The 25,064-nt window shown below is 70.6% G+C and carries 20 protein-coding genes and 2 pseudogenes; 11 read left to right on the top strand and 11 right to left on the bottom strand.

All coding sequences use genetic code 11. The annotated features are described in order from the left end of the window. Nucleotides 1-4 precede the first annotated feature (4 nt). A complete protein-coding gene (locus OOK38_RS03000; RefSeq protein WP_266763635.1) occupies nt 5-1,681 on the bottom strand; it encodes a rhamnogalacturonan lyase B N-terminal domain-containing protein in 1,677 nt (558 codons plus the stop codon). A gap of 217 nt (nt 1,682-1,898) precedes the next feature. On the opposite strand from OOK38_RS03000, the gene OOK38_RS02995 reads away from it, so the two are divergent. The 6 genes from OOK38_RS02995 to OOK38_RS02970 all read left to right on the top strand — a co-directional run bounded on the left by OOK38_RS02995 (nt 1,899) and on the right by OOK38_RS02970 (nt 8,170). Further along, a complete protein-coding gene (locus OOK38_RS02995; protein WP_266763636.1) occupies nt 1,899-2,987 on the top strand; it encodes a rhamnogalacturonan acetylesterase in 1,089 nt (362 codons plus the stop codon). A 100-nt stretch (nt 2,988-3,087) separates the two neighbouring features. Beyond that, entirely contained in the window at nt 3,088-4,881 is a 1,794-nt protein-coding gene (locus OOK38_RS02990; protein WP_266763637.1) for a DUF2264 domain-containing protein, read from the top strand. Between the two features lie 82 nt (nt 4,882-4,963). Beyond that, nucleotides 4,964-5,698 (top strand): rhomboid family intramembrane serine protease, encoded by a 735-nt coding sequence (locus tag OOK38_RS02985; protein WP_266763638.1) that lies wholly within the window; start codon nt 4,964-4,966, stop codon nt 5,696-5,698. Between the two features lie 45 nt (nt 5,699-5,743). Further along, on the top strand, nt 5,744-6,241 hold the full coding sequence (locus OOK38_RS02980; protein ID WP_266763639.1) for a hypothetical protein: 498 nt from the start codon (nt 5,744-5,746) through the stop codon (nt 6,239-6,241). 155 nt (nt 6,242-6,396) lie between these two features. Beyond that, nucleotides 6,397-7,668 (top strand): hypothetical protein, encoded by a 1,272-nt coding sequence (locus OOK38_RS02975; protein WP_266763640.1) that lies wholly within the window; start codon nt 6,397-6,399, stop codon nt 7,666-7,668. A gap of 52 nt (nt 7,669-7,720) precedes the next feature. Continuing rightward, nucleotides 7,721-8,170 carry a hypothetical protein gene (locus tag OOK38_RS02970; protein ID WP_266763641.1) on the top strand — a complete coding sequence of 150 codons (450 nt, stop codon included), beginning with the start codon at nt 7,721-7,723 and terminating at the stop codon, nt 8,168-8,170. A gap of 64 nt (nt 8,171-8,234) precedes the next feature. Here the strand turns inward: OOK38_RS02970 and OOK38_RS02965 are convergent, their stop codons facing one another. From OOK38_RS02965 to OOK38_RS02955, 3 genes are all read right to left on the bottom strand, one after another. Then, nucleotides 8,235-9,590: a PQQ-binding-like beta-propeller repeat protein gene (locus OOK38_RS02965; protein ID WP_266763642.1), complete on the bottom strand. Its 1,356-nt coding sequence runs from the start codon at nt 9,588-9,590 to the stop codon at nt 8,235-8,237. Further along, nucleotides 9,587-10,141 (bottom strand): SigE family RNA polymerase sigma factor, encoded by a 555-nt coding sequence (locus OOK38_RS02960; RefSeq protein ID WP_266763643.1) that lies wholly within the window; start codon nt 10,139-10,141, stop codon nt 9,587-9,589. The genes OOK38_RS02965 and OOK38_RS02960 overlap by 4 nt, the downstream gene beginning before the upstream one ends. Nucleotides 10,142-10,218: 77 nt before the next feature. Continuing rightward, complete coding sequence (locus tag OOK38_RS02955) at nt 10,219-10,809, bottom strand: hypothetical protein (RefSeq protein WP_266763644.1); 591 nt, start codon at nt 10,807-10,809, stop codon at nt 10,219-10,221. Nucleotides 10,810-11,144: 335 nt separating this feature from the next. Here OOK38_RS02955 and OOK38_RS02950 point away from each other — a divergent pair, with 335 nt between their 5' ends. Together OOK38_RS02950 and OOK38_RS02945 are read left to right on the top strand one after the other, a co-directional pair. Next, the gene (locus OOK38_RS02950; protein ID WP_266763645.1) at nt 11,145-11,603 is read left to right on the top strand and encodes a hypothetical protein; all 459 of its coding nucleotides are present in this window, start codon (nt 11,145-11,147) and stop codon (nt 11,601-11,603) included. Then, nucleotides 11,600-12,379 carry an isocitrate lyase/phosphoenolpyruvate mutase family protein gene (locus OOK38_RS02945; RefSeq protein WP_266763646.1) on the top strand — a complete coding sequence of 260 codons (780 nt, stop codon included), beginning with the start codon at nt 11,600-11,602 and terminating at the stop codon, nt 12,377-12,379. The genes OOK38_RS02950 and OOK38_RS02945 overlap by 4 nt, the downstream gene beginning before the upstream one ends. A gap of 18 nt (nt 12,380-12,397) precedes the next feature. Here OOK38_RS02945 and OOK38_RS02940 read toward each other — a convergent pair. Continuing rightward, nucleotides 12,398-13,609 (bottom strand): annotated as a pseudogene (locus OOK38_RS02940) (APC family permease); the annotation flags it as partial. A gap of 111 nt (nt 13,610-13,720) precedes the next feature. Here OOK38_RS02940 and OOK38_RS02935 point away from each other — a divergent pair. Beyond that, nucleotides 13,721-14,191, top strand: a complete 471-nt coding sequence (locus OOK38_RS02935) for an Lrp/AsnC family transcriptional regulator (RefSeq protein ID WP_266763647.1) — start codon at nt 13,721-13,723, stop codon at nt 14,189-14,191. Between the two features lie 9 nt (nt 14,192-14,200). Here the strand turns inward: OOK38_RS02935 and OOK38_RS02930 are convergent, their stop codons facing one another. After that, entirely contained in the window at nt 14,201-14,800 is a 600-nt protein-coding gene (locus OOK38_RS02930; RefSeq protein ID WP_266763648.1) for a TetR/AcrR family transcriptional regulator, read from the bottom strand. 250 nt (nt 14,801-15,050) lie between these two features. On the opposite strand from OOK38_RS02930, the pseudogene OOK38_RS02925 reads away from it, so the two are divergent. Further along, nucleotides 15,051-16,761 (top strand): annotated as a pseudogene (locus tag OOK38_RS02925) (PHP domain-containing protein). Further along, nucleotides 16,758-17,465, top strand: a complete 708-nt coding sequence (locus tag OOK38_RS02920) for a hypothetical protein (protein WP_266763649.1) — start codon at nt 16,758-16,760, stop codon at nt 17,463-17,465. The pseudogene OOK38_RS02925 and the gene OOK38_RS02920 overlap by 4 nt, the downstream one beginning before the upstream one ends. A gap of 116 nt (nt 17,466-17,581) precedes the next feature. Here the strand turns inward: OOK38_RS02920 and OOK38_RS02915 are convergent, their stop codons facing one another. Genes OOK38_RS02915 through OOK38_RS02895 form a run of 5 tightly spaced genes read right to left on the bottom strand, consistent with a single transcriptional unit; the run spans nt 17,582 to nt 24,837 of the window. Then, nucleotides 17,582-18,769, bottom strand: a complete 1,188-nt coding sequence (locus OOK38_RS02915; RefSeq protein WP_266763650.1) for a sugar MFS transporter — start codon at nt 18,767-18,769, stop codon at nt 17,582-17,584. After that, entirely contained in the window at nt 18,762-21,689 is a 2,928-nt protein-coding gene (locus tag OOK38_RS02910) for a glycoside hydrolase family 2 TIM barrel-domain containing protein (RefSeq protein WP_266763651.1), read from the bottom strand. Before OOK38_RS02910 ends, OOK38_RS02915 begins: the two co-directional genes overlap by 8 nt. 12 nt (nt 21,690-21,701) lie before the next feature. Continuing rightward, nucleotides 21,702-22,592: a carbohydrate ABC transporter permease gene (locus OOK38_RS02905; RefSeq protein ID WP_266763652.1), complete on the bottom strand. Its 891-nt coding sequence runs from the start codon at nt 22,590-22,592 to the stop codon at nt 21,702-21,704. After that, nucleotides 22,589-23,554 (bottom strand): carbohydrate ABC transporter permease, encoded by a 966-nt coding sequence (locus tag OOK38_RS02900; protein WP_266763653.1) that lies wholly within the window; start codon nt 23,552-23,554, stop codon nt 22,589-22,591. The genes OOK38_RS02905 and OOK38_RS02900 overlap by 4 nt, the downstream gene beginning before the upstream one ends. 20 nt (nt 23,555-23,574) lie before the next feature. Further along, nucleotides 23,575-24,837 (bottom strand): ABC transporter substrate-binding protein, encoded by a 1,263-nt coding sequence (locus tag OOK38_RS02895; protein WP_266763654.1) that lies wholly within the window; start codon nt 24,835-24,837, stop codon nt 23,575-23,577. Nucleotides 24,838-25,064: the final 227 nt, after the last annotated feature.

Genomic DNA, 25,064 nt, shown 5'->3' with positions numbered 1-25,064 from the left:
GGCTTCAGGCCAGCAGATCGAGCGCGTCGATCGACGTGCCGGCGCTGAGATACGACGTCGTCCCCGAACCGCTCACCACGTCGATCCTCAGCACGTTGTACCGGCTGGTGTCGGTGAGCCAGGCACTGGCCGGGACGCTGTACGTGAACGTGTTGTTGTTGCCGCGGTACGAACCGACCGTCAGGGAACGGGTGCTCGGCTGGGTGGGCGGTGAGGGGATCGACGAGACCCAGCTGTTGACCGTGACCTGCGGTCGTCCGTTCGCGTACGCGGTGGTCACCCCGATCCGCAGGGTGTGCGCGGCGGCGGCCTGTGCGGCCGTCAGCTTGAAGTAGACCAGCAGGCCGCTGTTGACGTCCTTCCAGATGTACGCCGGGAAGGACGCGGTCTCGCCGCCGCCGCCGCCGATGACCACGTTGCCGGTCCACGCGGCCGCCCGGACGTCGGACGGATGCGCGTACGTCATCAGGTCCGCGTTCTTGAACCCGGCGGGAGTGCCGTCCCAGGTGCCGATCCGCCAGATGGCGCTCGCGTTGGCCGGGTCGTTCGAGGAGGCGATGGCGATGGTGTTCAGCGTGGTCGTGGCACCGGCCGTGACCGTCACCGAGGTGGTGTGGACGGCGAGTTCACCCTTGAAGACCTTCAGCGTGTACGTCCCCGGAAGGACGCCCCCGATCGAGAACCAGCCGTCCGAGGAGCGCGCCGAACCCCAGTACTGGGCAGCCGGGTTGGCGAGCCCGACGGTGTACGCGTACGCGGTGTCGCGTCCCGAGATGCCGACGCCGGCGACCCTGCCCCGGCCGCTCGCCGCGACGTACCCGGAGATGCCGAGCGAGTCCGCCCACGGGGTGGTCAGGGTGCCCGGAAACAGCGACGAGGAGGGTGTGCCACCGTCGGTGAAGGCGATGACGTACGGGCCCTGGAGGCCGAAGCGTTCGGCCTCGGTCTGGTTCTCGCCGTAGTACAGGATCTCGTACAGGCCGCCGCCGTCCGCGCTCTGGTGGCGCAGCAGGGAGCGGTAGAACGGGCCGCCGGACGCCTTCTCGTGGTTGGAGCGGACGACGTACAGACCGACGCTTCCGGTGGTCCAGCCGATCGCGGAGTAGTCGATGACGCGGCGCTTCGCGTAGTGCTTCGAGCGGGTCTGGCCGTCCGGCTTCGCGAACACGTCCGCGGACTCGATGACGGTGGGCGCGTAAGTGTAGGAATCGGGCTCGTCGTTGAGGAACAGGCCCGCCTTGACGCGCACGATGTAGCGGGTGGCGCTGACGGAGGTGTCGGCCTTGTGGGTCCACAGGTAGATGTTGTTCTCGCCGCTGCGGGCCGCGTAGTAGTGCCTGAGCGTGCCGTGGGCGACAGAGATCAGGATCGTCGTACCGGACTGCGTGATCGTCACGGTGGAGGTGCCGAGGCCGGACTCGATGTGCGAGTTCTTGCCGCCGTAGCCCTGGTACTCGGTGCCCCGGTAGACCAGCGAGGTCAGGTCGCCATTGCTCTTGCTCACTTTGAAGACGAGGCTCGCGCCGGTGTCGACGACGTAGTTCGAGCCGTCGTCGCTCCAGCCGAAGGCCGCGGCGGTCGCGGCGGTCGCGAGCGGCCCGGCGAGGGCCGCGGTGCCGGCGGCAGCTCCGCCGAGTACGAAGGCGCGGCGTCGGACCGGTCTGTTCAGGGATCCGGACATGGGGGTGCCTCCTTCGGGAGGTGGGGGTGCGGGTGTTTCGCAGGGTGACAGTCGAATCGACTTCGCGAAAGGGCTTTCGATTCGTGGAAGTTGACAGTCACATGAAATGAGGCCGCGGACTAGGAAGCGCTTGCCAATGACGATACGGTCCTGCCGCCAGGCCCTGTCGCTGTCACTGCCGCCCTGGCGTCCTGTCGTCCCTCCGGAGGAGCCGCACATGAGACGTCTCACCATCGCCGTGCCGCTGCTGGCGGTGGCCGCCGCGGGTGCGCTGTCGGCCACCCCGGCCCAGGCCCGACCGGGGCGGCCCGTGCTGGGCAGGGAGAACTGCACGGCGACCGCCTGTCACTTCGACGTCCCGCCGGGAACGTACGACGTGACGGTGCTGCTGGGCGGTGATGCCGCGGCCAGTACGTCGATCAGCGGCGAGACCCGCCGCTCGCTGCTCCCCGAGACCGTCACCGAGGCGGGCCGGCCCGCGGTGCGCAGCTTCACCGTGAACGTCCGTACCCCCGAGGGCGAACCGACCGGTCCCGAGGGCACCCCGGGTCTGGACCTCGTCGTCGGAGGTTCGGCGCCCGCGCTGACCGACATCCGGGTGACCCCGGCCGCTCCGCGGGCACCCCGCTCCGCCCGGCCGGCGGACACTCGCGCGCATACCCGTCAGATCTTCCTGGTCGGCGACTCGACGGTCTGCGACCAGCCCGGTGACCCGTACTCCGGCTGGGGCCAGCAGCTTCCGCAGTACCTCCGCAGGGGCCTCTCCGTCGCCAACTACGCGGATTCCGGCGAGAGTACGGTCACCTACCTCGCCACCCCGGCGCTCTTCCCGACCGTCCAGCCGCTCGTCCGCGAGCACGACCTGGTGCTCATCCAGCTCGCCCACAACGACAAGACGACCGACGAGGCGACGTACCGGACGAACCTCGAGACACTCGTCGCGGGTGTCCGCGCCCGGGGCGGCGAGCCCGTCCTCGTCACGCCGATCGTCCGCCGCTGGTTCAACGCGGACGGCACCCTGAACAACGGCACCGCGCTGCTGGTGAACGGCCTCGGCGTGGACCATCCGGCCGTCATCCGCTCGGTCGCCGCCGCCGAGGACGTGCCGCTCATCGACCTCACGGCGAAGACCAAGGCCCTCGTCGAATCGCTCGGTGTCGAGGGTTCCAAGGCGATCTACCTCTACAACGAGAAGCGGGACAACACCCACACCTCGGTGCACGGCGCCACGGTGTACGCGGCCCTGGTCCGCGACGAACTCCTCGCCCTGCATCTGGTGCCGAAGGCTCTGGTGCGGGTGGGATGAGCCCCTGGGGCGTTCCGACCGGAACCGGGGCGCCCCAGGTACCCACCCCGGCCGTCCGGGGCGTGGTGTCCGCCAACAGACCGGACAGGAAGCCCATTTGATGCTCTCCCAGCCCTCCGAGCCTTCCGAGCCGTCCGAGGACCGCGCCCTGAGCCCCTACACCGGCTGCACCCGCGCGCATTGGGAGGCGGTCGCCGATTCCCTGCTCGCCGCGGTCGCGCCGTACGCCAGCGACGACGGAGCCCTCTACCACTTCCCCGGAACGCACACGAGCGCGTCCGGCAGGCTCTCCGACGGCCTGGAGGGGTACGCCCGTACCCTGCTGCCGGCCGCCTTCCGCCGTGACGAGAAGGTACTGGAGCGCTACGCGGAGGGGCTCGCCGCCGGAACCGCGGGCGTCTGGCCCCGAGTCGAGGACCGCAGCCAGCCACTCGTCGAGGCCGCGTCGATCGCGCTCGCGCTGCGGCTGACCCGGCCGCTGCTGTGGGACCGCCTGGACGACGGCGTGCGGCAGCGTGCCGCCGAGTGGCTCGGCGACGCGCTGACGGCCGAACCCTGGCCCTGCAACTGGGAGTTGTTCCCGGTGACGGTCGGCGGCTTCCTCCAGGAGATCGGGTACGAGCCCGAGGCGTCGCGCGCCGCGATCGACCGCGGCCTGGAGCGCATCGAGCAGTGGTACCTCGGCGACGGCTGGTACACCGACGGGCACGGGCGCAAGTTCGACTACTACAACGGCTGGGCGATGCACCTCTACCCGGTGCTGCACGCGTGGCTGGCGGACGACACCCGGCTCCTCGATCTGTACGCCGGCCGCCTGGAGACCCATCTCGGCGACTACGCCCGCCTGTTCGGCGGCGACGGCGCGCCGATGCTCCAAGGCCGCTCGCTCACCTACCGTTTCGCGACCACCGCCCCCCTCTGGCTCGGCGCGCTCACCGGCCGTACACCCCTGTCCCCGGGCGAGACCCGCCGCCTCGCGTCGGGTGCCCTGCGCTACTTCCTCGACCGGGGCGCGGTGGACGACAAGGGACTGCTCACCCTCGGCTGGCACGGCCCCGACGAGGCGTTCCTGCAGAAGTATTCCGGCCCCGCCTCGCCCTACTGGGCCGGCAAGGCCTTCGTCGGTCTGCTGCTGCCCCCTGAGCACGAGGTCTGGACGGCCACGGAGGAGCCGGGCCCGGCGGAACTCGCTGACGCGGTGACCCCGGTCGGACCACCCAACTGGCTGATCCAGTCGACGCGTTCGGACGGTCTGGTGCGCCTTCACAACCACGGCAGCGAGGACGTCCGCTACGACCCGTACTACACACGGCTCGCCTACTCGACGGTGACGAAGCCTTCGCCGTCGAACGACAACAGCGTGATCGTCGGTGCCGACGCGAGCCGTACGGGGATCGAGCCGCTGGGGGCCGGAGAGGGCTGGGCGGCGTCCCGGCACACCGTGTCGGAGGGCATCCGGGCCGCCTCCCTCGTGATCGCCCGCGGTGCCGTGGAGGTGCGGGCCCATCTGGTGTCGGGCGCGGCGCCCGGGACGCCGGTACGGGTCACGGGCTGGGCCGCGCGGGACGGCGTACGCTCCGAAGTCGTGCCCGTGCACGGCCTGTCCGGAGCGGGGGAAGGCGTCACCGGGGACGACGCCTCCCTCTTCGTCGCCCTTGTCCGCCTCACCGCCGAGCCGGAGCCCGTCCCGCTCGCGGAGCTGGTGTCCGTACGGGTGGATGCGATCGACGAAGGCGGGCCGGGCGCTCACGACGTGACGGTCACCTGGGCGCCGGGGGACACGGCCGGCTTCCGTTTCGAGGTTTCCCCCGGCGGGGAAGGCGCGACCTCGGGGCCGTCGGTGGTCGTGAGACAGGAGCGCGCGAGGAGGCCCGGCGCGGATGACGGGAGGTGACGGCCGGGGCGGTCGTCGCGGCCGGGATTCCCTAGAGTTCGGGGTGAGCGGAAGCGGATCCGCCGGGGGAGGGGAGCGTGCCATGGGTGGGTCGGACCAGGACCGGACCGGCAGGGGCCCGGTCGATGCCGAGCGGATGATCGCGGAGGCGCGGAAGGCGTTCTTCGTGATGTTCGGGTTCCTCGCGATCGTCTGGCTGGTGCAACTGGCCAATTACGCCGACCACTACGCCCTCTCGCGGGACTACGGGCTCGTGTCCGGCGACCTCGCCACCTTGCCCGACATCCTCAGCGCGCCCTTCCTGCACTGGAGCTGGGCGCACATCGAGAGCAACTCCGGCCCCCTGTTCGTCTTCGGATTCCTCGCCGCCTACCGAGGCGTGGTCCGCTTCCTCGGGCTGAGTCTGCTCGTGGCGGTGACCAGCGGGCTCGTGGTGTGGTTCTTCGAGCGCGGCAGCGTGGAGACGGTGGGCGCCAGCGGGCTGATCTTCGGGTACTTCGGCTATGTCGTGGTCCGCGGGATCTTCGACCGGCATCTGATCGACACGCTGATCGGAGTCGTCATGGCGGCCTCCTTCGCCTACCTGCTCACCGTCGCCGTACCCGGGACGCCGGGGGTGAGCTGGCTCGGACACCTCGGCGGCCTGATCGGCGGCCTGCTCGGGGCCTGGCTCTTCCGGGACCGTCGCGCACGGGTGCACTCGGCCGCCCCCTCGCCCGGCGCCTTGGACACCACCCCGCGTCGCACCCCGCAGCCGGGCGCCGACAACCCGCGCGCGGACCTGCACAAGGAACTCGGCGACCTCGGCCTGCTGTAGCCGATCTCCGATCTCCCGTCTCGGGTGACCGCTAACTTGATCCGCATGGCAAGTCAGATCATCACGTTGGTCGGAGTCCTGCTGGGTGCGGTCACGTCGTTCCTCGCCACCGGCATGGCGGAGCGCGTCAAGTTCCGGCAGAGCATGGCCACGCGGTGGGACGAACGCAAGCTCGACACCTACATCGAGTACGTCTCCTGCGTGAAGGAAGCGAATCGGGCCGCCCGGCAGGCCGTCGAAGCACGCGAGCGTGGCGAGGACGATTCCGAGGCGCTGTCGGCGATGGACGCCGCGGAGGCCCGGCGTTCCATCCTGTTCGAAGGCCTGGTGCTGCTGGGGGACGAAGCGGCTTCGCGGGTGGCGATGACGGTCAATGAGCGTCTCTGGGCCATCCTGGTGTGTGCTCGGGACCCGTCCGACCGCTCTCCCGCCGACCGCCGGGAACTGAGCGCCGCGCTCATAGAGGCACTCAACGCGCTGCACAAGGCGGCACGTTCGGACCTGGCCATCGGCAGGAGCGCGGGTGGCAGGGCGGCGAGCTGAGGCGGCATCCGAACGCCATGACCCGGGAAGGCGCCCTCATGGAACCCAACCGCCTCTGACCAGCGCAGTCTTGAATCGGCCCAGCTCATGCGACACTTGCGCCGCCCTGAGCATGACAGCACAGGAACGTGCGAGAAGGAGCAGCGTCGTTGAGCGTGACCCTTGTAGGACAGATTGACATCGCGGGACCGGTGGGCAGGCTGCTCCACCGTCGCCCGCTGAAGAACGGCACCGTGATGCAGTCGTTCGGCATCGAACCGGTGTCCGGCGACATCTTCGTGCTCCAGGTGGCGGAGGGCGGTCTGACCCTCAGCGGTGAGTCCGGGCCGGTCTCCGGCGACGACCGGCGCATTCACGGAGACATGTGCGTGACGCGCCTCAACCGGTCGGGCACGATCACCGGTTACATGTACCTGCGGGGGTTCGGCCACGGCGTGAGTCTCGGTGTCGAGAACCGTGGCGGCGTCATCCGGCTGTGGACCGAGACGAAATCCAAGGAAACCCTGGTCAACAACAAGGTGGACGGTATCGGCACCACCGTCACCAACTTCACGTTCCAGAGCGGGACGGTCCTGGACTACGGATCCTCCCTGCACAGCACGCCGTACACCCCCCAGGCGGGCGCCACCTCCGTGACCCCCACCATCGACCGCAGCACCAACGAGCTCGTCATCCGGTTCGCCGTCGACGGCGTGAGGTACTACGAGCGGTACGACTTGGCCCAGGCGGCGGCCGGCGTCTTCCAGGCTCGCCAGCGGCTGGCGGAGCCCACGGGCGTCATGGGCACCTTCCAGGCGTACGCGTCCCACAGCGGCGTTCTCTACCTGCTCGACGGAGAGAGCTACGACAAGGTCGCTCCGCCCGGAAACACCTGCATCACCGCTGTCGAGTGGGCCACCGGGAATGTCCTGGACCGGCAGCCCATCACCGCGGCGCCGTGTCTCGAATGGCGCGAGCCCGAAGGCATGGCCGTCGAGGTGGCGGGCGGGGTCGCCTACCTCCACTTCGGTTTCGCCGGCGACGCAAGCGGGGCGCGCACCTGCACCATCTCGTCGTTCTCCGGGACCCCCGAGGTCGACGGCGTCAAGGTGCTCACCGACTGGCAGACGATCCCCCTCGTCTCCGGTGTCACCGTCGACCAGAACGCTCCCAAGGGGCGCCTCATCAGTGTCAGCGGCGTGACGACGCTCCAGCTCAGCGGCGGGATCAAGGGCAGCTTCGACGCCGACGCGGTCATCGGCACCCTGCCCGACACGCTCTCCCCGAGCATGGAGACCCGCTGCAACGTCCCGCGCAACAACGTCGGCGGCTACTGCGTCGCCCGCGTGGAGGCCGGCACCGACCGCCAACTGCGCCTGTTCGGCGGGAACTCCACCAACGTCATCACCTGGGCCCAGCTCGACAGCTTCAGCGCCGTCTGGCGCTGAACCCGCCCCCTCCGCCCTTCCCCACACGGCCTCGTCAAGGAGACCAACGACCATGTCCCACAGCCGCCGTAGCATCCTCGGTGCCGCTCTCGGCCTGCCCGCCGCCGTCGCCGTCGGCACCGTCGCCACCGCCACCCCTGCGGCGGCCGCCGCCGTCGACGCCACCGCGTGGACCAATCTGGAGCTGGAGACCGGTATCACCCCGCAGCCCGGCGCGACCCCGCAGGTCCGCACCGTCACCATCCTCGGTACCACGTTCCTCCAGGCCCGCGGCGCGATCACCTGCAACCTCGCCGCAGACACCAAGATCGCCACGCTGCCGGCGGCCATGACGCCGCCCACCTGGTACGTCCGCGCCACGAGCCCCCGGAACAACAGCCAGGGCATCAACGCCTGCCGTTTCGAGGTGAACACCGCCGGCTCCGTGACGATCTACGGCGCCACCAGCGGCAACCCGATCACCTGGGTCCAGTTCGACTCGGTCCAGACGATCTGGCGTTAGCGCGACCGATGCACGACCTGGGTCATGGGCCGGACGGGGTGCCGCCCGGCCCATGACCCTTCGGTCAGTTCCCGATCCGTGGCAGGAGAGAGACGATCCTGCTGCCGTTCCGGACGACCAGCGCATCCTCGTACAGCAGGACTTGCGGCGTCATCCCGCGGTCGCGCGTCCCCTTGCCCAGGTCGACGTGACCGCGCCAGACCCGCTCACCCGTGCGGAGATCGAGGCCGGACAGATCTCCGGTCGGGCTGAAGAAGTACACGACGCCCTGCCCCGCCGACACCGCGGGAGACGCGATGCCCGCCAACATGGCCTTGTCGGGCATCGTGACGCCCACAGGAGCGGTCCACAGGGTCTTTCCCGTGGTCAGCGAGTAGGCCGAGGCCTTGCCCTTCCAGGACACCGCGATCACACGATCACCGACGACATCCGCGTTGGCCAGCTGCTCCTTGATCCGGTACGTGTGCGAGGTCCGCTCCCCGGAGACGCTGATGCTGGTCAGCCGGACGTCGCCGGCGGCATCGCGCCTTCCGCCCAGGACCAGCCGGGTCCTCGAGGGCCCCGAGGTCCCGAAGAGCTGCTGGCCGCCGGGAAGGGTCATGACCTTCGTGGCGTTTCCGGTGGCGGGATCGAGACGGAAGACGTCCGTGTGGTCGGGGTTCTCGGAGTCCCGCACGCAGACGAGATAGGGCACACCGCCCAGCACCGCCCGCTGGCATGCGATGCCCTTGTCCCAGGTGTGGTGCCACTTCTCCTTGCCGGTCAGCGGATCGAGGGCCGACATCGTGCGCAGTGACGGGGTGTTGGCCAGCACGGCGCCGTCGATGAGCATGGCGGCCTGGTCGGTGCGGTCGTCCTGCGGCATCTGGACCTTCCACAGCACATCACCGGTATCGGCGTCCACCGCCATCAGATCGGTACCGCCCGCGTAGTCCCCGCCCGGCTCGTTCTTCGCGGTGTGATTGCGGTAGGCGTAGACGACACCGTCGCGCACGGCGAACGCGTGGTCGATGCTGTCGCCTTCGCGATTGACCTTGACGGTCCACAGCCGCTCGCCGGTGTTGGCGTCGATCTTCGCGGCGTCGTACTTGGACCCGCTGCAGTACAGCGCGGAACCGTCCACCAGGCAGCCCCGCTCGCTGGCGCCCGGGGTGTCGCTCTGCCACGGCTTCCAGCCCTCCGGCGACACCGCCGGCCGCACGGGCCTGTCCTGCTCGGCCGCGCCGCCGCCCCCGAAGCCGAACACCGCTCCCACGGTGATCGCGGCAACGGCCACCGCCGCCCCCGCGGCCTGCGAGAAGCGGCGCCGGCCGCGCCGCCGCACCACCTTCTCGACCAGGTCCCCGGGTGCCCGGACCCGGTCCAGGTCGACCGCGTGCAGTGTCTCCCTGACCTTCTCCTCCACCTGCTCCGTCGTCATCCCTGGATCCCCTTCGACGTGTAGCTGAGCGGCTGCATCTGTTCCTTCGCGCGCCCTTCGGGCCCGAGCTCCGGCACGAGCGCCCGGAGCTTCGCGAGCGACCGGTGCGCCGTACTGCGCACGGTGCCGACCGGGCACCTCAGCAGCGCCGCGACCTCGGCCTCCGGCAGGTCCTCGAAGTAGCGCAGGACGACCACGGCTCTCTGCCGCTTCGTCAGACGGCCCAGTGCCGCCCACAGCGCGATCCGCAACTCGGAGTCCGACTCGGAGCCGGCCTCCCCGCCGGACTCGGGCACCACGGGCACGGTCGTCTCTGCACTGTGTCTGCGCAGCCGCCAGCGGTTGACCTGCTGGCGGTACATGACCTGGCGGATGTACGCCTCGGGCTGCTCGATCTGCGCCCAGCGCCCGTAGGCCTTCATCAACGCGATCTGCAGCAGGTCTTCCGCGCCATGCCGGTCCCCGCCGGTGAGCAGCACCGCGAGCCGCAGCAGCGCGGTGGAGCGCATTGCTACGAACTCCCGGAACTCTTCGTGACTCGACGCCTTCATCGACCCTCCCCTTCTTGGCAACCATCACGACGCGATGGGCGACCCGCGGCTATCCCTCGTCGCGCGAGATTGTCGGATCACACCAAGTCAGCTCCTCCGCCGCGCCGTCGGCGGTCCGGGCGCCCGGGCCGGCGCCCCAGCAGTCCGGCCTGCTCGCTCTTCAGCCGGGTGAACCGGTCGCGGGTGTACTCCCTCAACTCCATGCCGGGGAACGGTATGAGGGACAAGTGGTCTTCGTAGCCGCCCTCGGCCCACCGCGCGGCGGTGATCTCGTAGCCGGCGACATGCGCGCAGAGCTGGAGCAGGGCCGGGGGCATCGCCTCCTCGATGAGGAGATCGGCCTTGGTGACCACCACGTCGCGCATCGCCCGGATGTTGGGGATGAAGACGGTGGTGGCCCAGGTACGCCACCGGGTGAGCTCCTCCTCGGTGGGAGGTGTCTCGTGGTCGAAGGGATCGCGGCCGTCGGGCCGGGCGAACATCTCGGAGAAGGTGTCGTAGACGCGGCTGTTGGCTTCCATCAGCGCGAACAGCGGGCCGTAGAAGTCGCTCAGCTGGAGGTTGACCCGAGCCAGGCGGGCCTGCCTCTGTGTGAGGCGCAGTCCGTTGAGATAGGTCGCCAGGTAGCCGATGAACGCCAGCCCGACTGTCAAGATCACTGTGGCCATGAGAGGTGATGGTAGGCCGCACCGGCCGGCGCACCGGGCGTCGAGCCGGTCCCTTCACGGGCCCCGAACTCGAGCCGGTCGCTTCACGGGCCCCGAACTCGAGCCGGTCGCTTCACGGGCCCGAACTCGAGCCGGTCGCTTCACGGCCCCGAACTCGAGCCGGTCGCTTCACGGGCCCGAACTCGAGCCGGTCGCTTCACGGCCCCGAACTCGAGCCGGTCGCTTCACGGCCCTGACTCGAGCTCGACGGAGGAGCCTTGCGGGACCAGGCACGGTTCAGGGGGACCAGGCACGGTTCGGCCCGCGCCGAACTGTTCCGCCGTTAGCGTTTCCGCATGACCGATGCGCAGAGGGAAGACCCGGCCGAGGCCGTCACCGCCATGGTCGGTCAGGTGCTGGACCTGGCGGCGAGCTGGACCGCCTGGGACGGCCGGCCGGTCCATGTCGACGATCGCGTGTACACCCCGCACAAGGCGATCCGCCGGGTCGCCGACCATCTCGTCGACCACCTCGCCGAGTTGGAGGCACGCCTCGTGGGCGAGGAGCCGTTGCCCGACCACTGGCACGCCTCGGCGACCACGACGGAAGCGGATCTCGCCCCGTTCACCCAGGACGATCTGGACGAGGCCCGCAGCCGGCTGACCCGGCTCGCCCGGATCTGGGCGAACCGGCTCGGGGCACTGACCGACGACCAGCTCGACCGGTCGCCCGGTGAGGGCTGGTCGTTCCGTGAACTCGCCCTGCACCTGAGGGGATCCACGTACTACGCCGATGCCGTGGGGAAGGTGTCATGACTCCCGTCGCCACTCCGTTCGCCGCCCTTCATCACGCCGGCGCCCCGCTGCTTCTGCCCAACGCCTGGGACCACGCCTCCGCGCTGGCCCTCGCCCGGCAGGGCTTCGCGGCCGTCGGGACGACGAGCCTCGGCGTCGCCGCTGCCGCCGGGCTGCCCGACGGCGCGGCGGCCACCCGCGATCTGACGCTCCGGCTCGCCCGGCAGCTGGGCGGAGAAGGTCTCCTCCTGTCGGTGGACGCCGAGGACGGGTTCGGCCAGGACCCGGACGATGTGGCCGGGCTGGCACGCGAGCTGGCCGACGCCGGGGCGGCGGGCATCAACATCGAGGACGGCCTCGGGCCGGTGGGCCCGCACGCGGCGAAGATCGCGGCCGTCAAGGCCGCGGTGCCCGAGCTCTTCGTGAACGCGCGGACCGACACGTACTGGCTCGGCGACGGCGGCCACGCCGAGACCTGCCGCCGCCTCGACGCCTATGTACAGGCGGGAGCGGACGGCGTGTTCGTCCCCGGGCTGAGCGACCCGGGCCGCATCGCCGATCTGGTGACGACGTTCGACGTGCCGCTCAACATCCTCTACTCACCCCTCGGCCCGACGTTCCCCCAGCTCGGCGACCTCGGCGTACGCCGGGTCAGCCTCGGCTCCCTGCTCTACCGGCGCGCGCTGGGCGCGGCCCTGGACACGGCCCTGGACATCCGGGCCGGAGGAACCCCGCGGGGCGGCGCCCCGGACTACGCGGAGGTGCAGGCGCTCAGCGCACAGCGCGGCGACGCCTAGCACCGCCGGAACCACCAGGTAGACCCCGCAGCAGGCAACGACCACCGCGACCAGCGCGCACCCGGCGACCGCGGCGCGGCGCAGGGCGCCGCGCCGGGGGAGCAGCACGACGGCAGCCGCCATTCCGGCCAGCGTCACCGCCGCCAGACACGCCGAAGTCGCCCTGAGCAGCACCTCCAGGCCGATCACGCCCCGCGCCGCGATCAGCAGGACGGCCGCGCAGGGGACAGCGAGAAGGGCCAGGCTTCCCCTGGTGCCGAGACCCGCCGGAGCGGGGAGCGACCCGGACCGCGCGAGCGCCGCACCCAGCCGCGCCCCGCCCGCCAGGTACGCGTTGACGGCGCCGAAGGTCAGCAGCACCGCCGCACCGGCGGCGACGCCATGGGCGTACGGGCCGATCCCGCGCTCCAGGACGAGGGTGAGCGGGGTGGATGTCGTCCCGGCCCGGGCACCGAGCACGCCGGTCGTGACCACCGCGAGGCCCAGGTACAGGCAGGAGACGACGGCCCAGGCGAGCAGGGTCACGCGGGGCAGATCGCGCCGCGGCGCCGTGAACTCGCCGGACAGATGGCTGATCGCCTCCCATCCGGCGAAGGCGAAGAACAGGACGCCCGCCGCGCTGCCGACGGAGGACCAGCCGTGCGGGAGGAAGGGCGTGAAGTGCGCGGCCCGCAGATGAGCCGAACTCACCGCGATCGTCACGATCAGGAGCACGGTGAGCAGCCCCGCCATGAGGAGCTGCGCGCGCCCCGAGGTCCGCAGGCCGGCCAGATTCGCCCCGACCGCGGCCGCCAGGACGAGCGCCGCCACCCCGGTCGCGGTGGCGCCGCCCCGGCCCGTCGCGTCGGCCACGTACGCGCCCCCGATGAGCGCCGCGGCGGGTACACCGAGCGGGACGGTCCAGTAGAACCACCAGCCGACGGGTGCGGCGGCCCGTTCCCCGAAGGCCCGGCGGGCGAAAGCCGAGACACCGCCCGCGTCCGGGTGGCGGGCGCTCAGCGCCGCGAACACGAGGGCGACCGGCAGACTCAGTGCGATCAGCCCGGCCCAGGCGAGCACCGACGCGGGCCCGGCCGCCGCCGCGGCCGAGGACGGCAGCGCGAGCACCCCGGGCCCCAGGACGGCCCCCATGCACAGGGCCGTCCCGGTCCGCAGCCCCAGCCCCGTCCGCACGGCCTTCGGCCCCCGCTTCGTCCGCGTGCTCGGACTCCGTCGCGTTCGTACGTTCATCGGCACGGCCCCCCGGTCACTGTTCGGCATCCTGTGTCGAACGTAGACAGTCGGTGCGATGGTCGGACGATCTGCCGAATTCAATTCGGTGGAATGGGAAGAGTGGCGGTCATGGATGAACTTGATTCGGCGATCGTGGAACACCTTCAGCGCGATGCGCGGCAGACCAACCGGGAGCTGGCCCGCAAGCTCGGCATCGCCCCGTCGACCTGCCTGGAGCGCGTACGGGCCCTGCGCAACCGCGGCGTGATCACCGGCTATCACGCGGCCGTCGACCTGCGCGCCCTCAACCGTCCTGTCCAGGCCCTGCTGTCCGTGCAGGTACGGCCGTTGAGCCGCGAGGTCCTCGAGGGCTTCAAGCAGTACGCGGCGGGTCTTCCCGAGGTCCTGTCGGTCTTCGTCGTCTCGGGCAGCGATGACTTCCTCGTCCATGTCGCCGTCCCGGACGTCGACCAGCTGCATTCCTTCCTGCTGGACCGCTTCAGCAAGCGGCGCGAGATCGTCAACTTCCGCAGCTCGGTGATCTATCAGCATCTGAGCAATCCGGTGACGAGCCCGCTGAGACCCGCCGGCACCGAGTGAGGGCGCGGGTCAGCCGAGATCCTCGTCCTCGGCGCGGGGCCAGTTCTCCAGGGCCACGTGCAGGGCGTCCAGCGCGTGCCGCCACGACGTCTCCACGGCGCGGGAGGCGCCGAATCCGCCGATCGCCTCAAGGTTGCAGTAGCCGTGGAAGGTGCTGCGCAACAGGCGTACGGCGTCGGTCAGATCGGGCTCGGACAGCCCGTAGCCGCGGAGCATGCCGTAGGTGACGTCGGCCGTGACCTCGGCGGTGCGGCGGTAGGCCGTGGTCCCGGCGACGAGGGCGGGGTCGAGCTGTGTGTGGGTGGCCCGGTAGCGTCCGGGGCGCTCCAGCGCGTACGCGCGATAGGCGTCGGCGAAGGCGACGAGCGCGTCCTTGCCGGCCCGTCCGGCCACGGCGGCGGCGATCCGGTCGATCATCTCGCCGGACGCGAGCAGCGCGATGCGCTGTCGCAGCTCCCGCACGTTCTTCACGTGCGCGTACATGCTCGCGTCCTTCACCCCGAACTGCCGGGCCAGCGCCGACACGGTGACGTTCTCGAAGCCGATCTCGTCCGCGAGATCGGCCCCGGCCCGCACGACCCGTTCGGTCGTGAGCCCGGCACGAGCCATGGAGGACCACCTTTGCGCCACGGAGAGTTTTCCTAGGGAACCTAGGCGGAACCCTAGTCCTGACCGGACCCGAACTCCACGGAAGTCCTGACGCAACGGACACCCTGGCGGTCAACCGCCTTACTGACAAAGGCAGTTGACCGGTCCAGGTCGCACCCGCGATCACGAGTACGCCGCATGCCGTTCATGCTCCGAGCCGAATCTCCTCATGACGCTCCCGCAGGGGCGGGGCGGGACTCAGGAGACGGTCATGGGGCACACGCACGGACACGAGCACGGGCATCACCATCACCACCATCACGGCCACGAGGACACGGGCGCCCCGCTGCCCGCCGCCTTCGACACCTCCGTGCCCGACGAGGCGCTCACTCCCGAGCAGCAGTCTCGCCGTTCGCTGCTGCGCCGCGCGGGGCTGCTCGGCGCGGGTCTCGCCGCCGGAGGCGTCCTCGCGCAGGGGGCCGCCCCCCCCCGCGTACGCCTCCGCGGGAGGCCGGAGAAGGAACGGCTTCCTGTGGCTGGCCGGCGACCACCACATCCACACCCAGTACAGCAGCGACGGCAAGTACCGCGTCGGCGACCAGGTCCGGCAGGGTGCCGCACACGGCCTGGACTGGATGGTCATCACCGACCACGGCAGCGAGACGCACGCCAAGATCGGTGTGGAGAAGGTCAACCCGGACATCCAGGAGGCCCGGGACGCGTACGAGGACACGCTCGTCTTCCAGGGCCTCGAGTGGAACATCCCGGCCGCCGAGCACGGCACCGTCTTCGTCCACCCGGGCCGCAACGAGGTCGTGGTCCTCAAGCAGTTCGAGACCGACTACGACGGCAGCGTCAAGGGCGCCTCCGACTCGACGCCCGCCAACGAGGCGCTGGCGATCGCGGGCCTCAACTTCCTCGCGCAGCAGGTGGAACGGCGCAAGGTGAAGGACGCCCTGATGCTCGCCAACCACCCGGCGCGGCGCGGTGTGGACTCGCCGCACGAGATCCGCGGCTGGCGCGACGCCACCGCCCCCGGCCGGCAGATCGCCGTCGGCTTCGAAGGTGCCCCGGGCCACCAGGCCGCAGGCCTGGCCGCACCGCTCGGCATGGGCCGGGCCCGTGGGATCTACGACAACAGCCCGAGCGCCGCCGCCTTCGCCGGGTACCCGCTGGAGAGCTACCGCACCTGGGGCGGCTTCGACTGGATGACCGCCACCGTCGGCGGACTGTGGGACAGCCTGCTCGCCGAGGGCAAGCCCTGATGGATCACCGCCAACTCCGACTCCCACCAGGTCTACACGGACACCGCCGTACGCGGCGGACCGGACAGCGACTTCACCGCCAACGGCAGGCACACCGACCCGGTCTACGGCGGCAGGATCGACCTCACCCAGGGCGACTACTGGCCCGGCCAGTACAGCCGCACGCACGTCGGCGCCGACGGATTCTCGTACGCCGCCGTGATGGACGGCATCCGCGTCGGCCGGGTGTGGGTCGACCACGGGCAGCTCATCAGCGGTCTCGACGCGCGGGTCGCGGGCGGCGGCCGCTGGGCCACCCTCGGCGGCGCGCTGCACGTGCGCAAGGGCACCCGGGTCACGCTCACCGTCGACCTGGGACTGGCCGGCGGCCCCAACTGGGCGGGCTTCCTCCCGAAGTTGGCGCGCGTCGACGTCATCCAGGGCGATGTGACGGGCCCGGTCGCGGACCGGGACACGATCACGGCTCCCACCGCCCGGGTCACCCGGTCCTACGAGGTGAACAAATCGGCCGGCACGGTCCGGCTCACCTACGACCTCGGCGCCGTCGACCGGCCCGTGTACGTCCGTCTGCGGGGCACCGACGGCAACCGTTCCGCCGTCGGCCTGATGGGCGCGGCGGTCGACCCGGCCGGTCCGGCGGTGGACGTCGTCGGCGACGCGGACCCGTGGAAGGACCTGTGGTTCTACTCCAACCCGGTGTGGGTCCTCCCGTCGTGACCGAGCCGTACGTCGTCGGAGTCGACACCGGTCACACGGGAGCCCTGCGGGAGGCCGACCGCCTGCTGCGTGCGCTGGCTGTCGAACTCGACCTGCATGAAGACGTGTTGGGGTGCACGCACCACGTACGGGACGGACGGCGGCCGCACACGGCGCTGTCCTTCGCCCTGCCGTCGGAGCGTGCGGCCCGCGCGGCCTGGCTGCGGCTCACAGGGACCGAATCCGGCACCGGCACCGGCACCGGCCTCGGTGCCGGTGCCGGTGCCGGTGAGGGCGTGGGCGTCGGCGTGGGGACGGTCGAGGGCGGCCCGCTGGGAGCCGGTCCTGACGTGGGTCCCGGTGTCGTCCTGGGCGTTGCCTTCGGCGGCGAGCGGCACGGGCCCGACGACCTCGCGGCCGGCGCCGCCCACGCCGCCGCCGAGCACACGGCGCGCACGGGTGGCCGCGCCGTCCTGTACCCGGGGGCCGAGGCCCTGACCGGCACCGTGACCGTCACGCGACTGCTGGAAGTCTCCGCGGTGGACCGGATCGCCGTGCTCGGCGCGCCCGAAGGCGTCCCGACGGAACGGCGGTTGGTCACGCGCGACCACGTGCGTCCGGAGTGGCGCGACGGCCGACTGGTCCTCGCGGCGATGCCCGCCGCGGGCGGGACGCTGGTTCCCTTCGAGGTGCCGGACCCGACACCCTGCTGCGCGGACCACTGAGCCCCACGGGCGGCGCGGAGGCGGGACGACAGGCCGGTCGCGCGGTCACCCGACCGCGCGACCGGCCCGCTGGTGCGCCCCCCCGCGGGGCCGCCGACGGGCCCGCCGATCGTGGTTCACGGCACTCGGGGCGAGGACCTCCTGGTCAGCCGGATCAGCTGGACGGTGGCCACCAGCGAGGCGGCCGACAGCAACGTCAGCAGCCAGGGCACCGCGTGAATGCCCGACGCCTCGATACCCACGCCGAGCAGCGGGGGAGCGGCGACGCCGCCGATCATCGACGCCGCGATCACCCAGGCCCCGGCTCTCCCCGCCTGCGGAAGCGCGCTGTTGAGCCAGGTCAGCCCCGTCGGGAACACCGGTGCGATGAACAGCCCCACACCGGCGTACGCCACCGGGGCCGCCCCCGGCATCAGCGCCAGCAGCAGGCACGCCGTCATGCCGGCCGCGCAGACCGCGAGGATGCGCTCGGGCGCGTACCGCAGGGCGACCGGGACGACGAGGAAACGGCCCGCCGTCATCATCAGCCAGTACACCGAGGTGGCGGACGCGGCGACGGTCGCGCTGTAGCCGACGGTCTCCAGATGCGTCGGCTCCCAGCCTCCGACGCCCGCCTCGACGGCGACGTTCAGGATGTAGAGCACGAGGAAGCCGATCAGAACGCGGGAGAGCGGCCCGCTTCCGGAGACGGGCGCCGCCCGGTCACTTGGGGCGGCGGTCTCCGCCGCCCCGCCGCGGACCCCGCCCGTGCACAGGACCAGCCCGCCCGCGAGCACCGCGCACGCCCCGAACGCGTACGGGTAGTCGTCGGGCCCCACCCACGCGATCAACGCGGGCCCGAGCACGGCGCCGATGCCGAAGTGCGCGTTCAGGACGTTCAGCATCGCCGTCGAACGGTCGCCGAAGCCGACGGCGAACAACTGGTTGAGGCCGTAGTCGACACCGCCGAAGCCGAGGCCCCCGAGAAAGGCGGCGGTGAGGGCGAGCGGCCAGTTCGGGGCGAGCGCGAACCCCGCCGCTCCGGCCGCCATCAGCCCGTAACTGGCGCCCAGCAAAGCCCGGTTGCTGATCCGGGCGTGAACGGCGTTGAAGGCCAGGACGCCCGCGACCCCACCGGTGAAGTGAAGGCTCAGGCCGAGTCCGGCCGCCGACGGGGTCAGGCCGAACTCCGCACGCAGACCCGGCACAGCGGGACCGTACAACGCCTGGATCATGCCGATGAGGACGAACGCGACGCAGGACGCGACCGCGGCCGGACGGCTGAAGAGCCGTCCGGCCGCGGTCGGTATGACGGTGTCAGTCATGGATCTCCGAGAAGACGAACGAGAACTCCGCGGGCTCGGCCCGCAGTTGGTACGGGGGAAGCGCGCCGGGGCCGCACGACTGCGAACCGATGCCCTGCTGGCCGTGGTCGAGGTTGACCCAGACCGTGTCGCCCGGCCGCAGGTCCGGCAGATGGTCCGCGGCGTCCAGCTGCTCGGTGGTCCAGCGGCGCGCGGTGAACCAGAAGGACGGGTCGCCCTCGATCCGCAGGCCCCCGATCCGCGCCCAGCGGACATCGGGCCGGGCGCCGTTCTCCTGCGGGCGCACGTACGGCGTCTGCATCTCGTCGACCGTCGATTCCCAACGGCCGATCAGAGAAGCCGACTTGGTGTCCGGATAGCCCTCGCCGGGACCGCCGCCGAACCATGTCACCCGGTCCGCGGAGCCCGTGAGCCCGAGCCGGACGCCGAGCCGGGGCAACGGCAGCGTCCAGTCGCCCTCCGGGGCCACGGACATGGTCAGCCGCAGCCGCGTGCCGTCGGAGGTCCACCGGTACACCGTGCGCAGGCCCACCTCCCAGGCCGCGGGCGCCACCCGGGTGCGTACGGTCAGGGCGTCGTCGCCCGGCTCCACCCCGTCCAGCCGGTGCCGCATCCGGTGCAGGCCCAGCTTGCGCCAGAGCGTCCCGTGGCGGGCGTCCGGCTGCCAGCTCGCTCCGTTGTCGTTGTCGGTCGGGGCGCGCCACACGTCCAGTCGCGGGCCGGTGACCTCGACCCCGCCGATCGTCAGCAGCGCACCGGTGCGGGCGTCGAAGGTGCCCGGCCCGAGGGTGATCACCCGCCCGCCCGGCACCGGAGCGCCGGTCGGCGTCAGGTGTGGCAACACCGACTCTGTGACAGCCAGTTGGGTCCAGGCGACGACATGGCCGCGCGGCCCCCACGGCGTCTCCTCGCCCAGCACCGCACGGATGGTCCACCAGCTCTCGGCGCCCCGCGGGTCCGCGGGCGGCGTCGGCAGCTTGACGTCGGCCGACTCGCCCGCTGCGAGCGCGGGCACCGAGAGCGGGCCCGACTCGACGGTCTCGCCGTCCACTTGGTACGACCACTCGAAGGCGAGGGCGGAGAGGTCCGCGAAGTCGTACCCGTTGGTGACGCGCACGGTGCCGTCCGAGCCCAGCGCCCGGCCGCCTTCGGACGCGGCGGACGAGGCCCCGCCGTCGATGCGGACGGGCTCGATCACCTTCTTGTACTCGACGAGCCCGGGGGACGGTGTCCGGTCGGGGAAGAGAAGTCCGTCGCAGACGAAGTTCCCGTCGTGCAGTTCCTCGCCGAAGTCACCGCCGTACGCGAACCCGTACCGCTCGTCCTGGACGCCGTGGTCGATCCACTCCCAGATGAAACCGCCCTGGACGCGGTCGTACGAGGTGAAGAGGGCCTGGTAGTCCGCGATGCCGCCGGGGCCGTTGCCCATGGCGTGTCCGTATTCGCAGAGGATGAAGGGGAGTTCGCGCCGCCGTCGGCCGCCGCCGTCCAGCCGCCGGCCGATCCGCTCGACCTCGGCGTGAGGGGCGTACATGCGCGAATAGACGTCCGTGTCACGGCAGTCGATGTCGCCCTCGTAGTGGATGAGGCGCGAGCCGTCGCGGCCCCGGATCCACTCGGCCATGGCGGTGAGACCGCGCCCGGTGCCGGCCTCGTTGCCGAGGGACCAGATGACGACGGACGGGTGGTTCTTGTCGCGTTCGACCATGCGGGCCGCCCGGTCGAGCAGCGCGGGTGTCCAGCGGGCGTCGTCGACGGGGTTGTCGCGCCAGGCCTGTTCGGTGAAACCGTGGGTCTCCAGGTCGCATTCGTCGATGACCCACAGGCCGTACTCGTCGCACAGGTCGAGGAAGGCGGGGTGCGGCGGGTAGTGCGAGGTGCGCACGGCGTTGATGTTGTGCCGTTTCATCAGCAGCACGTCGGCGAGCATGGTCTCCGGGTCGAGGGCGCGGCCCTTCTCCGGATGCCATTCGTGCCGGTTGACGCCCTTGAAGAGGACCGCCCTGCCGTTGACCTTGATCAGACCGTCTTCGAGCGCGACGGTACGGAAGCCGATGCGCAGCGGGACGCGCTCGCCCTCCGTGACCAGTTCGCCGTCGTAGAGCCGGGGCGTCTCGGCCGTCCACGGCAGCACCGGCACCGTGACCGCCGTGCCGGTCCCGACATCGATGTCCAGGGCGGGCACGAGGACCCGCCCGTCGACGTCGGAGTCGACGCGCAGGGTCCCCAGGCCTTCGCGGTGGTCGTAGGAGGCGTGCACGAAGAAGTCGAGCACGCTGCCCGCCGGGCGGTGCAGCAGGGTGACGTCACGGAAGATGCCCGGCAGCCACCACTGGTCCTGGTCCTCCAGATAGGAGCCCGCCGACCACTGGTGCACCCGGACCGCGAGCACGTTGCCGCCCGGCCTCAGCAGATGGCCCACGGCGAACTCGTGCGGCAGTCGGGAGCCCTTGAACTCGCCGAGGTCCGTGCCGTTCAGCCAGACCCGGGCACAGGACTCGACGCCGTCGAAGCGCAGCACGGTGCCGCCGTCCGCCGGCCAGTCCGACGGCAGCTCGAAGGGGCGCAGATGGTCACCGGTCGGGTTCTCGGTCGGCACGCGCGGCGGGTCGACCGGGAACGGGTAGAGGTGGTTGGTGTAGATCGGCGCGCCATGGCCCTGCAGCACCCAGTGGCCGGGGACCCGGACCTCGGCCCAGCCCCCGGCCTCGTACCCCTCGGCCGCGAAGGAGTCGTCCTCGGCGTCGGCGGTGGGCGAGAGCCGGAAGCTCCAACTGCCGTTCAGTGACAAGGACCTGGCGTCCGAGGCCGGGTACCAGGCGCGTGGCGGCAGGGCGCCGCTGCCGGGGGAGAAGTCCTCGACGTAGTCGGTGACGGACGGGGGAGAGGCCGGTGGTCCGGGGGAGGTGCGGAAAGACATGCGTCTCCTAGTTCAGCCCTTGATGCCGGTCTGCGCGATGCCCTGCACCAGCCAGCGCTGGAGGAAGAGGAACACGAACACCAGGGGCAGGATGGAAATGGCGGTGGCCATGAAGATCAGATGGAAGTTGACGGTCTGGTTCGTCATGTACGAGGAGAGGGCGACCTGGACCGTCCACGCCTCGGGGTTCTGGCCGATGACCAGCGGCCACAGGAAGGCGTTCCAGCCGCTGATGAAGGTGATGGTCGCGATCGCGGCGAAGAAGTTCAGCGAGTTGGGCACGACGATGCGCCAGTACGCGCCCCAGTAGCCGAGCCCGTCCATGCGCGCCGCCTCCTCCAGCTCCTTCGGGAACCCCAAGAAGTACTGCCGGAAGAGGAAGCACGTGAAACCGCTGAAAAGCCCCGGGATGATGAGACCGCGAAGACTGTCCACCCATCCGAGTGACGAGACCAGCACGAAGCTCGGGACGAAGGTGACGGCGGAGGGGACCATCAGGGTCACCAGTACTCCGTAGAAGACCTTGTTGGCGTGCTTGTACGGGATGCGCGCGAGGCCGTAGCCGGCGAGCGAGCAGACCAGCAGGGTGCCGAGGGTGTGCAGCACACCGACGACGGCGGAGTTCCACAGGGAGCGGGCGAAGGGCACGGTGGGGTCGTCGAACAGCTCCCCGATGTTGCCCCATTTGAGATCGGTGGGGAAGAACTGCCAGTTCTCGCCGGTGATTTCGGCGTCGGTCGACAGCGCGTTACGGACGAGCAGGTAGAAGGGGACGAGGAACAGCAGGCCGGCGATCCCTGTGGCGATGTACAGGCCGGTGCTGCCGAGGGCGCCACGCCGGTTCCCTCCGCGTTTCCTCGGCGGCGCGGCGTGGGCCTTCCGGCCTTCCATGACGGCGGTCACTCGGCTTCCTCCCCGCGTCCGAATCCCATGAACTTGCCCTGGAGCAGCGTCACCATGCAGATCAGCAGGGTGAGGATGACCGCGCCCGCGCTGCCCGCGCCGTAGTCCTGGGCCTGGCCGAGCGCCGTGTAGTACAGCTCGACGAGCGGTGGGCGGCCCCAGGTGGTCTTCGACAGCAGGTTGAAGAACTCGTCGAAGGCCTGGTAGGCGGCCACCAGGAGCAGCAGGATCACGGCCGTCGAAGTGGCGCGCAGCTGCGGCAGGGTGATGTGGCGGAAGGTCTGCCAGCCGGGCCTGGCACCGTCGATCGCGGCGGCCTCGTACAGCTCCGGCGGGATGTTCTGCAGGGCGGCCAGGAAGAGGATCATGTAGAAGCCGGCCTGGAGCCACAGCCGGGCGGTCACGATGACCAGCCAGTACCAGGGCGGCTCGGGGTTGGCCAGCCAGGCGATGTTCTCGATCCCGAACCAGCCGAGGAAGGTGTTCATCAGACCGAAGCGGACCCCGCTGAAGATGGACATCTTCCAGATCAGCGAGGCGGCGACATAGCTGCACGCGGTCGGCAGGAAGAACACCGACCGGAAGAACGCCCGCATGAACCGCAGCCGGTTCACCAGCATCGCCAGGCCGAGGGAGAGCGCCCAGGTCAGCGGCACGATGAACGCGGCGAAGACGGTGAAGGTGACCAGTGCCCCGGTGAAGTTGCCGTTCTCCAGCATCTGCCGGTAGTTGTCGAAGCCGACGAATTTGTCCGGGGTGACCGTGAAGCGCGCCTCGAAGAAGCTCAGCCACAGGCTCCAGCCGATCGGCACGTACACGAACACGAGCAGGCCGAGGAGGAAGGGGCCGGTGAAGAGCCAGAAGCTGAGGGTGCTGCCGCCCCGCAGCCCCCGCCGCGGCCGGGCCGCCTGGGCCTTGGCCGGGGCGGGGCGCGAGACTCCGCGTGGGGTGGTGATCGACATGTCGCAGCCCGTCCGTCGGTCTATCCGAAGAGCTTCTTGAGCTCGCGGTTGACGGTCACGTCGGCCTTGTCGAGCGCGGCCTCCGGGTCCCCGTCCTTGCGGACGGAGTTGGCGAAGACGTCCTCAAGGGCGGTGATCATGGACTGGGTCCAGCCGATGTTGTCGAAGTGCCCGTACTCGCTGAAGAGCTTGACGCCCTCGGCGGGCAGGCCCGACTTGAGCTTGGTGGCGGACGCGGCGAGCGATGAGCGCGGCGGTATGTGGAAGCCGTACGACAGCGACCAGTCCTCCTGGTACTTCTTCTGCTCGATCCAGAGCCACTTGACGTACTCCTTGGCCAGGTCGACGTTCTTGCCCTTGGCGTTGACGAACATCGACCAGCCGCCGTTGTAGACGGAGGGCTTGCCGTCGTCGGTGACCTTGGGGAAGGCGAAGACCCCGATGTCGTCGCCGAGCGCCTTCTGCATCTGGGGCATCGCCCACATCCCGCAGAACTGGATGGCGCACAGGCCCTGGTTGAGCGCCGACGGGTCCCAGTAGTCGGCCGGGGCGTCCAGGAGCAGGTGGCCGCTGGTGAAGAGCTTGCGCATCTTCTTCAGGCCCTCCTTGACCCCCTCGGTGTGGTAGGCGATCTGGTTCTTGTCGTCGAGGGTGTCGGCGCCCGCCGACCAGATCATCGGGTTGATCACCGCGTGCAGGTCGTTGCCGATGAACAGGCCCTTGACCTTGCCGGTGGTCAACTTCGCGGCGGCCTCGATGAGTTCGTCGAGGGTGGTCGGGACCTTGACGCCGGCCTTCTCCAGCAGCGAGGGCCGGTAGAAGAAGAACTGCGGGTCGTCGATCATCCGGACGCCGTACGTCTTCCCGTCGACCGTGTGCGAGGCGATGTCGGCCGGGTTGAAGTCGTCCTTGACCGGTTCGATGATGTCGCTCAGGTCCGCCACCTGGCCGCTCTTGACGAGCTGGATCTGCGGGTGGAACTCGAACAGGTCGGGCGCGTTCTTGGTGAGCAGCGAGGCGAACAGCTTGCTCTCGAAGTCGCTGCCGGTGATCCACTGCGTGGTCACCTGGGCCTTGTCGTAGGCCTTCGCGTACTTCTTGATGGCCTGCTCGGTGCCCGCCTCCCCGTAGGCGTGGAAGTACTGGACCAGTTCTTTGCCCGAACTCCCGCCCCCGGAACGCCCGTTGTTGCTGCCGCACGCGGCCAGTGGCCCGAGGGCGGCGAGCCCGGCGGCGGCCCTCAATACGGATCGACGGTCCCAGTTGCTGCTCATTGCCGACATGTTGACGTCCTTGTCCTGGATGCGGTCTGAGTGCGGCTGCGGCTCGAATTCGCGGTGCGGTGCGGGACGTTAACCTTCTGCTAAGGCTTCGGCAAGGGGTTGGACGAAGTCGGTGCGAAGCGTTGTCGGGGGTTCGGGATACCGGACGCGACGGAGTCCCGGTCCACCTCCGGGGCGGACCGGGGTGCCTCAACTCACCTCGAAGCGGCGCTCCTTGGAGCAGACCG

Source organism: Streptomyces sp. NBC_00568, assembly GCF_026341855.1.
GTDB lineage: Bacteria > Actinomycetota > Actinomycetes > Streptomycetales > Streptomycetaceae > Streptomyces.
This window is presented reverse-complemented; position numbering and strand designations above follow the sequence as displayed.